Source organism: Hahella sp. NBU794 (assembly GCF_050749805.1).
Taxonomy (GTDB): domain Bacteria; phylum Pseudomonadota; class Gammaproteobacteria; order Pseudomonadales; family Oleiphilaceae; genus Hahella.
Genome location: NZ_CP192738.1, coordinates 4,789,719 through 4,803,125 on the forward strand (window position 1 = coordinate 4,789,719; position 13,407 = coordinate 4,803,125).

Genomic DNA, 13,407 nt, shown 5'->3' on the forward strand with positions numbered 1-13,407 from the left:
GAACGAAGCGCCGACTGCCCTTGTATGGGCAGCCGGGGCCTTTAGTGTACGGTTTTCGGCTTTTCTTCCGCCTCAGACTGACGAATCGCCTCTTCCCGCATATCTCCTACCAATTTAATCGCCGCATTAATCATTGCATGCGCAACAGCTGCGTCATTTTCCGCCAGATATGCCTTGGCTTCCTGACCGAAGCTGATTTTCACCAAATGTTCGCTTCCGCCTCCCATGGGTTGCAAAGCGAAATCGCCATTCGGCAATTGAACAATTTCAAAGAAGCTTGATGCCATTTCCAAATCTCCTACTCGTAAGTTCTCACTGAAATGTTTTCCATCGTCCCAACACCCGGGAGCGAACAAATCAGAAAACTAGCCACAGGCGCCTCAATCATTTTCCTAAGCTGTTATCAGTCGAGGCCTGAGAGGGTTTCTTTCATTCAAGCTTACCTCTACCACTCAAAACTGTGCTCTCTCATCTCGTTGATGAACGCCTGCATGGACTCCAGTATCACCACTAACTCCATCACATATGGAGCTGACGTGGCGGCGATAATATTTTCATTTTGCGGCGTTTCATTTTTTCGGGGGCGAGATATGTCCCCAAATTGTTTTAGCAGTTGAGCCAGCCAGGAATCGGGTTGCTCCACCGCCAGCTTCATGCTGATTACTTCTGGCGATTCAACTTCCAACTCTCCTTCCAAGTCAGCGAGCGTCTCAATTTTAACTTTGATGCGACGCTGCTCCGCAAGCTCATTCAAGAAGCCGACATATGCCTGCTGCAGAAAACGCAAAGCCGCCCGTCCGGCGCATTGCTTTTCCGCCACCGTTGAGGATGCATCCCTCCACTGCAACTGCAGCTTGGCGAAAAACAGGTTTTCATTAACATAAGTCAGCCACTTATCGGACATACCTTAACTCATCAACAATTGCTCTTTGTTAGTGTATAGGTTTTTAACCATAAGTTCTTTAATAAAAAATTCCCCTCCGGACTATTTCCTGAGGCGCAATTCCGATTCGTTTAGACGCCTAGATTTCCTACCATTGCTGACTCCCTCGACTCAGGCTTCCGCAAAATGGCGACAAACTATCAGCAGCCCCTTTCTCATAGCTTAGCACCCGATCCTCAGGCTCGCCCCTTACACAAGTTAACGTTCAGCAGCAACCCGCCATAAACGCTAACAAAGGCGCTAGTGAGAAAACTAGAATAATATTTTAGACTGCTATAATTTTGTCCAGGGAGAGAAAGTAAGGGAACTGTCTGTTACTTCTAGAAAGAGAGTGAGAAAGACATGGCTTATAGCCGTAACGCAAGAAAAAATATAAATAACGCACTGGTATTACTCGTATTTTCACTAATCGCGCAAAACGCCACAGCTAAGGCGCCGCCGGATCAGGTGGCACGTTTGGACCGGGATCTCACGCCGCTTGGCGCCGAGAGGGCCGGTAGCGAAGGGGGGGAAGTGCCCTCTTGGGATGGAGGCATTAAGCAGCCGCCTGCGAATTATAATCCAGATAAATGGCATGCTGACCCCTTCGATGCGGACGTTCCACGCTTCATCATTAACGCCGGCAATGCACAGGATTATTCAGACAAACTGACCGAAGGCCACAAGGCTCTGCTGCAGAAGTATCCAAGCGATTACATTCTGAAAGTGTATCCCAGCCGCCGCAGCGCGTCTTACCCTGACCACGTCTACGCCGCTCTGAAACAAAACGCCGCCAAGGCGGAACTAATGCCTCGTGGAACAGGCGTTAAAGGATCGCTGATCACCAGTCCATTTCCGATCCCCAATCAAGGGGTGGAGATTATCTGGAACCATATCCTGCGCTACCGGGGCGAAGAGGCTTCATTTCGTTCTTCGTTCGCCGCCACACTTCCAGACGGTTCTTACACGCCGGTGACAACCGACTATGAGTATTTCTTTGTGTATGCTCAGCAGCACAATCGCCCGGAAGACATCGATAACAAAATCTTCTATCTCAAGACGGAGGTCGTCGCTCCCGCCAAGCTCGCAGGAACCATGAACCTGGTGCATGAGACGCTGGATCAGATTCGCTCTCCCAGACAGTCCTGGCGCTATCAGGCCGGTGAACGTCGCCTGCGACGCTCCCCTAACCTGGCTTACGACGCCGAGGCTCCAAATAGCGAAGGGCTGCGCACTACCGACCAGATTGATATGTACAACGGGGCGCCGGACCAATATGAATGGACGTTGATCGCCAAGAAAGTCATGTATGTGCCTTACAACGCTTACCAGTTGCACTCCAGCAACCTGCGCATGAACGATATCGTGCGTCCCGGCCACATCAATCAGGAGCATGCGCGCTACGAAGCGCATCGGGTGTGGGTGGTGGAAGGCATCCTGCGCGAAGGGCTGGGTCACATCTATCACAAGCGCCGCATGTACTTTGATGAGGACTCCTGGCAACTGCTGGTTGCGGAGGATTATGACGATAAAGGTGAACTGTGGCGCGTATCGGAAGCTCACTTGGTGAATTACTACGAGGTGAAAGCTCCCTGGACCACACTGGAGGTTATTTACGACCTGAAGTCAGGGCGTTATTTCGTCGACGGTTTGGATAACGAAGAAAGGCCTCGCGACTTTGCGCCCGGACTGAGAGACAGCGACTTCTCGACTTCCGCGGTACGCCGCGCCGCCAGACGCTAATGGTTATCCATTAGACACCTTTAGCCCATCTTTCTCCCACTAAAAAAGGCCGCTGTTTAAGCGGCCTTTCTCTTACTGCAACTTAGACAGCTAAACGAGGCTTAGCCCGCGTTAGAAAGCTCAAGCAGCAGTTTATTCAGACGGCTTACGTAACCAGCAGGATCTTTCAGGTTTTCTCCGCCAGCCAGTCGCGCCTGATCAAACAATACCCAAGTCAGATCTTCGAAACGCGCGCCCTGCTCTTCACCCAGTTTTTTCACCAGGGGATGCTCAGGGTTGATCTCGAAGGTCGGCTTGTTCTCAGGCAACGCCTGACCTGCCGCTTCCATGATGCGACGCATCTGCACTCCCATATCATAAGCGCCAACCACCAGACAGGCGGGAGAGTCGGTCAAGCGGTGAGTCACGCGCACTTCTTCCACGTGATCTTTCAACACTTCCTTCAAGCGGTTCAGCAAAGGCTCCGCCTCTTTGGAAACCTCTTCCTGCTTCTGTTTCTCTTCTTTGTCTTCCACTTCGCCCAGGTCCAATTCGCCTTTGGCGATATCCTGGAAGTGCTTGCCGTCGAACTCGTTGAGATGGCTCATCAGCCACTCGTCAATGCGGTCATGCATCACGAGCACTTCAATGCCCTTCTTGCGGAAAATCTCCAGATGCGGGCTCTTCACGCCAGCGCTGTAGGATTCGGCAGTGATGTAGTAAATCTTATCCTGCCCCTGCTTCATGCGGCTGACATAGTCTTCCAAAGACTGAGTTTGCTTGTCGTCGTCCTGATGTGTGCTGGAGAAGCGCATCAACTTGGCGATTTTCTCGCGGTTAGCGAAGTCTTCAGCCGGACCTTCTTTCAATACACGGCCAAACTCATCCCAGAAAGTCTGGTATTTTTCCGCATCGTCAGCAGCCAGTTTGGATAGCATGTCCAACACGCGCTTGGTCAGCGCGGAGCGCATGCTTTCTACCGCCTTATCATTCTGCAGAATTTCCCGCGATACATTCAGGGACAGATCGTTGGTGTCCACGACGCCTTTCACGAAACGCAGGTACAGCGGCAGGAACTGTTCGGCGTCATCCATGATGAAAACACGCTGGATGTATAGCTTCAGACCACGTGGCGCTTCGCGATTCCACAAATCATAGGGCGCTTTTGCAGGAACATACAGCAGACTGGTGTAGTCCAGCTTGCCTTCCACGCGGTTATGCGCCCAGAGCACTGGGTCACTGAAGTCGTGAGCAATGTGTTTGTAGAACTCTTTATAGTCTTCGTCTTTGATCTCGTTACGAGGCAAGGTCCAGAGTGCGGTCGCTTCGTTAACCGATTCGAATTCAGGCGCGGATTCCGCCTTCTCTTTGCCTTCTTCCTCTTCCCCAACGTCCATATTTTCTTTGATCATTTCAACCGGGAAGGAAATATGATCAGAGTATTTTTTCACCAGACTGCGCAAGCGCCAGCCGTTAGCGAACTCTTTCTCTTCTTCTTTCAAGTGCAACACAATACGCGTGCCGCGCTCTTCTTTGGTCACGGTTTCAATGGAGAAGTCGCCTTCTCCTCTGGACTCCCAGCGCACCCCTTCTTCAGGTTTCATGCCTGCGCGGCGAGTATAAACCTCAACCTTGTCGGCGACGATAAAGGCGCTATAGAAGCCGACACCGAACTGCCCGATCAAACGTGAGTCCTGTTTTTGGTCGCCGGTCAGACTGGAAAGAAATTCCGCCGTACCGGATTTGGCGATAGTGCCCAGGTTCGTCACCACTTCATCACGGCTCATGCCGATACCGTTGTCCGATAAAGTAATGGTCTGCGCTTTCTCATCAAACTCCAGGCGAACTTTGAGGTCGTTGTCGCCTTCGTAGAGGTCTTCTTTGCTCAACGCCTGAAAGCGTAACTTATCCAAGGCGTCCGACGCGTTGGATACCAATTCGCGAAGGAATATTTCCTTGTTGCTGTAGAGCGAGTGAATCATCAGGTGAAGCAATTGCTTCACTTCAGCCTGAAAGCCTAAGGTTTGTTTTTCTGTTGCAGTCGTCATCGGTCGACAAACTCCTGGCGTAAGTCCGTATCGGAAACAAGTGAAATAATATTGATTGCAGGCCGGCGATTTATCCGGCGCTTGCGGCCAGAAAGTGGGGGCGAATATGGATATTTCAACCGTTTCGGAGCTATGCTCACATTTTCATGGCTAACAAATGCGAGAAACTCTGTGGGAGATGTCATTCCATTCAAAAGGCCGTCCCTGAAGAAGAAAGCCAAAGGTAAAACCTTGTGCCGCAATGGCTTTCACAAATGGGAGGTCAGTAAGGAAAAGCAATTCGACGTAAAATCGGGCAAGCTGGTGACGGTTTACCGTTGCGCCCGCTGCGGCGAACAGAAAGTGCTGGCGTTGTAACAGCGCCGAATGCTCAGCGCCCCGGCCAGGGCAGATCCCAAGGAGACGCCCACTCCTCCTCCAATAAGTCGCGCATCGTCTCGGACACAAACAACTCTCCGGTCTGCGGTGGACGGATGATAGCCAAGCGCTCCCCTTTATAACTGAAACGCACGCCATAAGCGTGCAAGTAAGTGCGGTCAAAATCTCTGGCCGCCTTTCCCGCATATAATTCGTCCCCGGCGATGGGCGCGGAGATACTTTTCAACGCAACGCGAATCTGATGCGTTTTCCCCGTTAATGGACGCACGATAAACGCCCTGACGCCGGGCATTAGGGGGTGGCTGAAGAATTGGGTGACGGCGGGATTTTCGCGCCCCTGAGTTAATTTCCAAGCGCCCGCGCGCGCCTTTTCCATATCGCCGATAATTTTACCCTGCTTTTTTTGTGGCTTTTGCCCAGACAGGGCTAAGTAAAATTTCTCAACTTGGCGGGTGCTGAACTGTTCGGTCAATTCGCGAGCTAACGCTGGTGTTTTCGGCAGCAATAATAATCCAGACGTCACTTTATCAAGACGATGCACAGGATAGACGCGGACGCCTAAGGCATCCGCCACACTGGAGCAAAGGCCCTGCACACCGTCTTCATCATGAAAAGATATTCCTGGCGCTTTATCAACGACCAGCAGGTCATCGTAGTCGGCGATTATTTGAAAAGAGGATGCATTCACCGTTTCACTCCACATCGGCCAGCAGGTGGAGCGGCAGTTTACCCCAGGTGTTTTCAATGCACGAGTGGAGACCGCCGAAACCGGTTAAAACACATTATTACGGCGTTGCGATCAATTAACGCCGAGAAGGCAATCCATTGCGGGAGAGAGACGCGCCTGGGATCAGGCTCGACTGCGATAGTCTTCGAGAGAGATAACTTCGGCATTGGAAACCGGGGCGGCTTCCGCCTCAGCCAAGGCAAAGTCATAACGCTCGTTCAAACAGTAACGCAGCTCCGCCAGGGACTCATGCATTAACTGACTGATCTTGATGCATGCCGCCAAGGGGGTCTTGGCTCTGGCGCGGGTCATATCGACCTTGAACTGAAGCCCGCGCAGCTTGCGCTGACAGTCAGTCCGGGCGGAGGTGATGATATACTCCACCATCTCTTCTCTTAGCGCTTCCAATGCTTCAGGCCTTTGTTTGGCCATTTCAAGCAATTCATCAAAATGTGGAAGTTCCATTCTAAGCTCTCTTACTACACTACAGCCTGATTCGGCTTTCATACTACCCAGCGGCTTTTTGTTACTACTCAGCAGCCACCTGCTGAAAAGCGATAGGCTCTTAAGCTTCAAGCTGGTCTCACCCAGCGCTCAAGACATGGACCCAACCAGAAAAGCCACACCTTATTTTGTTCAATTTTTAACCATATTCAGATAGTACAAGTCTGCTTTTGACCTGTACACATAAAATGCATTCTAACAGAAAAAAATGGCATGTTACATTGTGTAAAATTAGTTATACCTGTGTAAATAAAAGGCTTTATATACAAGCCGGTTAGCATAACAAGCTAAGGTTAGCAGGTAGATAAACAACCTAAGTGGTCTAGGAAAGATGGGTAAAAAGGCAGGCGCCTGTTAGCAAAAATGTGAGGCGAGACACACTTAAAGACTCGCCCTCAGTGCTGTTTGAGGCGTCATATGGGGCGCTCAGACTCGGCTGATCAGTCCCCGCAAGTTCTTCAACCGGGTTTGCACACGGTCACGAACCAGGCGATAGGGAAACAAAGTCACGCCGAATCCCAGATCCATAAATAACTGAGCGCGCGGCGCCTGCTCGTACATGCTCAGATAAGCGCCCGCCATAGCGGTGATGGAACGGCTCAGGTGCAGGTAGTCGCTTTGAACGATAATTCCCAGTTGGTAGGTATTGGATAGCAGATGCATCACCGTCTGCAAACGACGCTGAACGCCTGTCACGCCCTCTTTGTACAACTGCGTCAAAGCATGAACGCCCAGTGGCGTGACCCCCTTCTTCTTCAGTGTTTCCGTCAAGGCGGCGTGTATAAACTCCCTGCGGCGGCGGTTATCTTCCGGGTGCGTGCTCATTTCGATCAATGCGTGGGTCAGGCGCTCCACATCCGCCGTCAGAGCTCCATAGACATAGTCCCAGACCAACGGCCACTTGCCCCGCATATCCACCACGTTGCCCCAGTCAATCAGAAACAGGCGACCTTCAGGCGTCACCATGATATTGCCCGGATGTAAATCACCGTGAAACTCTTGATACACTAGGACGTGCTGCAAAATGGTGAATAGAAAGCGCTCCGCGACTTTCCGGCGCAGGTCTTCTTTTTCCTGTCCCGCCACTTCCCGTAAGAGACGATCCACTGACAGCGCCGTCTCCAGGTATTCCATCTCAATAATGCGCCCTGTGGCGGAGTATATTTGCGGTACGGACCAACTGTCGCTGTCCTGAGAGCGACGATAAAAACGTTTTTGTATCGCCGCCTCGTCCTCGAAGTTCAGCTCTTGCTCGAACCCTCGCGTGAATTCTTTAACCTGACGGGACATCGCCTCCAAAAACGGCAACAGTTTGGTATGAGGCGCCCAGTATTGACTGGATATCAACATCAACTCCAAAGCCAGCGCGCCCATCTGAAATTCCCGCTCAAGATTGTGCCTGGACACCTTCACGACAATCGGAACCAGCATTTCGACGCCATCCCGGCGCACGGGTTTCTTCGCTACATATACCGAACCAATGGAGCCTGAACGCAAGGGATTAGCGACATCAAAACCGAAATATATCTCCCCGGGAAGCTTGCCGTAGCATTCCAGAAACGCCTGGTTCACTTCCTCCGACGTCATTGGCTGCACGTCTTCCTGAAACACTTTCAGCTCAGTGGCGATTTCTTCCGGCAGGAACTCCGCATTCGCAGCGGCTACCTGGGCCATTTTGATAAACAAAGGGCCGAACTCGCGCACCATTTTCGCCACGATCTGCGCCTGCCCGGCGAAATCACGCGGATCGGTTTGTAAGAAAGGCTTGATATAACGGATAGCGCGGATCTGCCGCCGCAAAATCGCCAGATCGCTGCGCAACACTCTCGCCTTTTGCGCCATTTCGCCGATAGCGAGGTTATTCACATGTCGCAAGTGTTTGATGCGATTGATGAGCTCCACCAGCAACGGCTCATAGGCGCGCAACACGGAGCGGATAATATCCAGGTTGAGCTCCACCAGTCCTTTCAACTCCGGCGCGCTGATCAACTCATGGAAGAACTGCCAGAACTCATTGACGATAGCCTCGGGGATCTCCACCGGGCTCCGCGACACGGTCTGTTTGACCAGAAACTGAATCAGACCTTCAGTCGTCTCTTCATTGGGAATCAGTTTGTACTTGCGCAGATACCCGGTCAGGGCCTTGGATTGTTCAGAGATGGGGTGCTGGTAGAGGGCTTCGAATAACAGATCCAGCTCGCGGGCCAGTTGTTCTCTGTCAATGAGGTCGTCGCTGAGGATCAACTGGCCGATGGGAAGGAAGGATTTCGGCAGTTTTACCGTACTGACCGCAAACTGGCCGGCCCCTCGCAACACCCGGTCAGTTCGTTGCTTTAAAACCGGAAAGTTAATCTCGATGAACTTCTTTGGGTCCGATTCACTCATGTGGGCGCCAGAGCCTGATGCTGTCCATAGGTTGTTTATGAAGTCCGACAAGCTCCAAGCTTATCAATATCATTCGAGGCAAAAAAGCAGTCTAGCACTTATCAACAGGGCGAATAGATAAAGTTTGATGGAGTTGGCCAAATTGAAAATGACCAACGGTCATTTATATTGATAGACTGCTATTCGGTGCTTTGTGGGCGTGTAAAAACAGCCCACAGCCTCGCAACAAGACTCACGCTTTCATCAAGGTCACGCAGGAATCTGACAAACACACATAACACAAGACAGGGGTTGGAATTATGAGCGCGAAAACTGTATTGATCACGGGCGCCTCCTCCGGCATTGGCCTGGCGCTAGCGCGGGTATTCGCCCGCAATGGCTGGAATCTGGCCCTGGTCGCAAGACGCAGCGACAATCTGGAGCGTCTGGCCGCAGAGCTGAAAGAGAAATATGCCACCGACAGCCAGTGTATCGGCTTCGACCTGACCGCTGATAACGCCGCGCGAGCGCTGTACGACGAAGTTCGTTTTCGCAACGTGCGGATAGACTGTCTGGTGAACAATGCGGGACGAGGACATTTTGGCTCGTTCATCGAACGCGACTATCAGCTGGAAGAGGAAACCATCTACCTCAACGTGACCGTGCTCACCTCGCTCTGCAAACTGTTTGGGCGCGACATGGTGGAGCAAGGCGGCGGTCGCATCCTGAACATCGCTTCCATCGCCGGTTTTATGCCGGGCCCCAATTTCGCGGTATACCACGCCACCAAAGCTTATGTGTTATCGCTATCACGTGCGATTCACGCTGAACTCAAATCACAGGGCGTCACTGTCACCGCATCCTGCCCTGGGCCCACGGAAACCGAATTTTTCGACAAGGCGGGAACCGGCGTACTGAAAGCGATGGAGTACATCCGCCGCATGCCAGCGGAAAAAGTGGCGGAGCAGGCTTACGAAGCGACGCTGAAAGGCAAACCCGTCGTGGTGCATGGAATGCTCAACAAGATGATGGTGGAGTCACCGCGTCTGGTTCCGAAGAGCTGGGTTGCGCCTGTCGTGAAGAGCCTGATGCGATAATTAAAGGCCCGTTATTCAGCGGGAGCCTCTTTCAATCTGCGCCATTCTCTGACCGCGTCCGGGTCCATGCGGAAGTAATGCAGGACCTGAGACGCCACCAACAGACTGATCACCCCGGCAGCGATAAACAGCCCGTCATAACCCAGCATTTTGGCGACGAAGCCGCTAAATACCCCCGCCGCGCCGGAAACAATCACCTGAATGCAGGCTTGCAGCGTAAAGTCAGCGCCTTCATGTTCTTTGCGGCAGTAATGCATCATCATGGCGAACAAGGCGACATTCGCCATGCTGTCGACTATCTGTTCGAAAATGGCGACCGCCAGCACAACCGGCATGTCCGTCGCGCCGCCGCTAACGATGGAATACATTGCTAACGCCAGGGCCTGCAGCAGAGAAAGCGACACCAGGCAAATTCTGGGACCAAAGCGGTCATAAAAACCACCGCCGGCGAAAACCGCCGCCACACCCACCAACGAGGACAATAACGTCACCACGCCCACATCCGACAGCGACATGCCCTTATCCACCAGCATGGGTTTGATCATGCCGGAGGCCAGACTGTCCGGCATCTTGAACAACAGGAGCACCGCCACCCAGTAGATCATGCCGGGCTGACGCAGGAAAGACAGATAGGTGTTGAGAATCAGCGCCAGACTCACCGGGGATTTACTTTCCCCTTCCCGAAGGTTTTCGTCAGAGCCGGGCGTCTCGCCCAAAGGACGCTCATCGAACAGCATTATAGGAATCAGACAACACACCAGGATCGCGGCCATACTGTAAAGGCTCAAGCCCCAGCCTATCTTATCGATGGCCATCAAAAGCAAACTGGCGCTGACGATCATACCCACTTTGTAGCCGCCGACCTGGAGCGCATTCCCCCACCCGCGCATAGGCGGCGGCAGCAGTTTCACCGCCAGCCCATCCGTCGCAATATCCTGAGTCGCCGCGCCAAAGTTCAGGCACACCAGAATCAGCATGAAAAACAGAATCCCCCAGGCGCCAAGGTGGCCCGGATGCATCGACCCCAACCACAGCAATAACCCGCTGACCACGCCAATGGCCGTAATGATCCAACCTCTGTGCAGCCCCAGCTGGAACAAGTTATAGCGATCCACCCAAGGCGCCCATAAAAACTTCAGCACCCATGGAAACGCCAGCATTTTGATCAAGCCGATATACTCCAACGGAACGCCATGCTCCCGCAGCACGGGCGGAATCACATGCACCATCAAACCAGCGGGAAAACCCTCAGCAAAATAGAGGCTTAACAAAAGAACAGAATGAAAGGGCGTAAAGCGCATGGGTGACTAATATCGCGGTATATAAAAATGAATAGGCGGACTTTATGCCTACACTGATAAAAGTCAACCTATCCTCAACAGGAGCCCCCATGACATCGGACGTTTCACCATCCATTCAGCAGCTTGTTGATCAATTGCAGTTGTCGCCGCACCCTGAGGGAGGGTTTTATCGGCGGATTTTCGCTGCGCCTTTTGTTGTTTCTACTCCCCATGGCGAGCGTCCGAGCGCGACGTTGATTTACTATTTATTACCCCTGGGCGCCTTTTCTCAGTGGCACCGATTGCGTCATGACGAGATCTGGCTTCATCTTGGGGGAGACCGCATTCAGATTCACGCCATTGCGCCGGATGGGGCGCTGGTCACACAGGCCATAGGCCCTGACGGCGGCAGAGACGCGCATGTGCCGGGGATGCGCTGGCTCGCCGCGGAGCCGGAGCCTGGGCCTGCGGGGTATGCGTTGGTGAGCTGCATCGTTTCCCCCGGGTTCGACTTCGCTGATTTTGAATTGGGCGATGCGGATGAATTGACTCTCCTCTACCCCAAACACTTCGATCTTATCCTGCGCCTCAGCCGAAGCGGCTCCCAGGGGGGCTAAACCCGGATGCCCCCAGCGCGGGCAAGGGATATACTCCTATCATGACGCCGTGAATTTTATCTCGGTATTCAGCGCTGCGTATGTACTGTATCAGCACTAGCTCCGTACTGCGTCCGCACTACGTCCGTACCGATTTCCAAGAAAGGAGAATGACTATCATGACCGCCGCCTACCAATGGCTTGAAGCGAAAGACTGCGTACTGGTTCTGGTGGATATCCAGGGCAAACTCGCTCAGCTCATGCACGAGAAAGAAAGACTGTTCTCTCAGTTGCAACGCATGGTCAAAGGCGCTTTGTTGTTTGATATTCCAATACTATGGATGGAACAACTACCAGAAAAGCTCGGCCCCACCATTCCGGAAATCACCGAGCTGCTCCCGGACCTGCGCCCAATTCCCAAGCATGCGTTCAGCTGCTACGGCGAGCCCCGCTTCGTGGAAGCGCTGCAAAAGAGCGGCAGAAAGCGGGTGTTGCTGACGGGCATTGAAAGCCATGTGTGCGTCTATCAATCCGCCTATCATTTTATTGAGGCTGGATATGACGTCACCCTGATCAACGACGCCATATCCTCCCGCGATCCCGCCAATCGTGAGCTGGGCCTGCAGCGCATGCAGGCGTTGGGGGCGACGCCGTCCAGCGTGGAAATGGTTCTGTTTGAACTGCAGAAAGAAGCCGCTGGCGAACGCTTCAAACCGATGGCGCAATTATTCAAGTAACGCGCGTCGGATTGTAGATCAGAGACGTCTATCTCTCTGATGACAAAGCGGATTAAACTGACGATTATAAAAAGACGACTCAGCAGGCGGCGCGCCCGGTATTAAGCGCTCCGCTTCCTATTAGAGGTGGTGATTGATATGAGCCAGAACCATGACGCAGGGATGTACGACTCGGTGACGATTAAACACGTCGACGGCCTTGATCTGATTGAAATTGAGCGCCCAGAGTGCTCCGCCAGCCTGACCCTGCAGGGCGGCCAGTTAATCAGCTATGCTCCCCACGGCGAACATCCCGTTTTATGGCGCAACCCAGACGTGGCCTATCAAAAAGGGGAAGCCGTACGTCAGGGAATCCCCATTTGCTGGCCCTGGTTCGCCTTTCTGGAGCGCAATGCGGACCCCGTGCGCAACAGTTTCCCAATACAGGAAGCCCCCGCTCACGGCGTGGCGCGCAATGCATTATGGCGCCTGTTGAGCATTTCTGAAGATGAAACCAGCACCACCATCGCTTTTGAGCTAAGCGCCGAGCCCTTGGGCCTGAAGGCGGTGGTCACCTACCGGCTGGGGACGGTGATGAAAATGGAGCTGCAGTCATTCAATCTGTCAGATCAGCCCAAGCATTTGAGTTGCGCCCTGCATACCTATTTCGCCGTGTCGGATATCCAGCAGGTCAGCGTGCTGGACCTGGACGACCTGCCCTACATCGACTCGCTGCGCGGGTGGAGCCTGCATAAGCAGGACGGCCCTCTGCACATCACAGAGGAAGTGGATCGCATTTACTACGATACGCCGGCGATACTGCGCATTCATGATAAAAAGTGGGAGCGTTTCATTGTCCTGGAATCCGCCGATAGCCGTTCCGCTGTGGTATGGAATCCCTGGACGGAGAAGAGCAAACGTCTGTCCCAGTTCTCGCCGGACAGCTACAAACAGATGCTGTGCGTGGAGACCGGGAAGCTGCTGAACGATTATATCGAGTTGGAGCCGGGCCAGAGCCATACACTGGATCTGACCCTGTCATCCCGTCGTTAG

At 53.0% G+C, this 13,407-nt stretch carries 13 protein-coding genes; 6 read left to right on the forward strand and 7 right to left on the reverse strand.

The genetic code is table 11. The features are described from left to right. Nucleotides 1–41 precede the first annotated feature (41 nt). Both ACQYWX_RS20890 and ACQYWX_RS20895 read right to left on the reverse strand, forming a co-directional pair. On the reverse strand, nucleotides 42–287 hold the full coding sequence (locus ACQYWX_RS20890; protein WP_011395969.1) for a hypothetical protein: 246 nt from the start codon (nucleotides 285–287) through the stop codon (nucleotides 42–44). A gap of 158 nt (nucleotides 288–445) precedes the next feature. Further along, complete coding sequence (locus tag ACQYWX_RS20895; protein ID WP_431686208.1) at nucleotides 446–904, reverse strand: DUF6586 family protein; 459 nt, start codon at nucleotides 902–904, stop codon at nucleotides 446–448. A 552-nt stretch (nucleotides 905–1,456) separates the two neighbouring features. Here ACQYWX_RS20895 and ACQYWX_RS20900 point away from each other — a divergent pair. Beyond that, nucleotides 1,457–2,665 carry a DUF1329 domain-containing protein gene (locus ACQYWX_RS20900; RefSeq protein ID WP_371824061.1) on the forward strand — a complete coding sequence of 403 codons (1,209 nt, stop codon included), beginning with the start codon at nucleotides 1,457–1,459 and terminating at the stop codon, nucleotides 2,663–2,665. Nucleotides 2,666–2,766: 101 nt separating this feature from the next. On the opposite strand, the gene htpG is transcribed toward ACQYWX_RS20900, so the two are convergent. Then, entirely contained in the window at nucleotides 2,767–4,692 is a 1,926-nt protein-coding gene (htpG, locus tag ACQYWX_RS20905; RefSeq protein WP_216737345.1) for a molecular chaperone HtpG, read from the reverse strand. A 171-nt stretch (nucleotides 4,693–4,863) separates the two neighbouring features. Between htpG and ACQYWX_RS20910 the strand changes: the two genes are divergently transcribed. Continuing rightward, entirely contained in the window at nucleotides 4,864–5,049 is a 186-nt protein-coding gene (locus ACQYWX_RS20910; RefSeq protein ID WP_011395964.1) for a hypothetical protein, read from the forward strand. 13 nt (nucleotides 5,050–5,062) lie between these two features. Here ACQYWX_RS20910 and ACQYWX_RS20915 read toward each other — a convergent pair whose 3' ends face one another. From ACQYWX_RS20915 to ACQYWX_RS20925, 3 genes are all read right to left on the reverse strand, one after another. Next, the gene (locus ACQYWX_RS20915; RefSeq protein ID WP_431686209.1) at nucleotides 5,063–5,758 is read right to left on the reverse strand and encodes a TIGR01621 family pseudouridine synthase; all 696 of its coding nucleotides are present in this window, start codon (nucleotides 5,756–5,758) and stop codon (nucleotides 5,063–5,065) included. A gap of 162 nt (nucleotides 5,759–5,920) precedes the next feature. Further along, nucleotides 5,921–6,262, reverse strand: a complete 342-nt coding sequence (locus tag ACQYWX_RS20920; RefSeq protein WP_041598539.1) for a DUF3135 domain-containing protein — start codon at nucleotides 6,260–6,262, stop codon at nucleotides 5,921–5,923. Between the two features lie 465 nt (nucleotides 6,263–6,727). Then, nucleotides 6,728–8,686: an AarF/UbiB family protein gene (locus tag ACQYWX_RS20925; protein WP_431686210.1), complete on the reverse strand. Its 1,959-nt coding sequence runs from the start codon at nucleotides 8,684–8,686 to the stop codon at nucleotides 6,728–6,730. Between the two features lie 299 nt (nucleotides 8,687–8,985). On the opposite strand from ACQYWX_RS20925, the gene ACQYWX_RS20930 reads away from it, so the two are divergent. After that, nucleotides 8,986–9,762: an SDR family NAD(P)-dependent oxidoreductase gene (locus ACQYWX_RS20930; protein ID WP_431686211.1), complete on the forward strand. Its 777-nt coding sequence runs from the start codon at nucleotides 8,986–8,988 to the stop codon at nucleotides 9,760–9,762. Nucleotides 9,763–9,773: 11 nt separating this feature from the next. On the opposite strand, the gene ACQYWX_RS20935 is transcribed toward ACQYWX_RS20930, so the two are convergent. Next, nucleotides 9,774–10,991 carry an MFS transporter gene (locus ACQYWX_RS20935; RefSeq protein ID WP_431686212.1) on the reverse strand — a complete coding sequence of 406 codons (1,218 nt, stop codon included), beginning with the start codon at nucleotides 10,989–10,991 and terminating at the stop codon, nucleotides 9,774–9,776. A 161-nt stretch (nucleotides 10,992–11,152) separates the two neighbouring features. On the opposite strand from ACQYWX_RS20935, the gene ACQYWX_RS20940 reads away from it, so the two are divergent. The 3 genes from ACQYWX_RS20940 to ACQYWX_RS20950 all read left to right on the forward strand — a co-directional run bounded on the left by ACQYWX_RS20940 (nucleotide 11,153) and on the right by ACQYWX_RS20950 (nucleotide 13,407). Further along, nucleotides 11,153–11,659, forward strand: coding sequence for a cupin domain-containing protein (locus tag ACQYWX_RS20940; RefSeq protein WP_431686213.1), 507 nt, complete (start codon nucleotides 11,153–11,155; stop codon nucleotides 11,657–11,659). A gap of 149 nt (nucleotides 11,660–11,808) precedes the next feature. Next, nucleotides 11,809–12,375 (forward strand): hydrolase, encoded by a 567-nt coding sequence (locus ACQYWX_RS20945; RefSeq protein WP_431686214.1) that lies wholly within the window; start codon nucleotides 11,809–11,811, stop codon nucleotides 12,373–12,375. A 138-nt stretch (nucleotides 12,376–12,513) separates the two neighbouring features. Beyond that, nucleotides 12,514–13,407 (forward strand): D-hexose-6-phosphate mutarotase, encoded by an 894-nt coding sequence (locus ACQYWX_RS20950; protein WP_431686215.1) that lies wholly within the window; start codon nucleotides 12,514–12,516, stop codon nucleotides 13,405–13,407.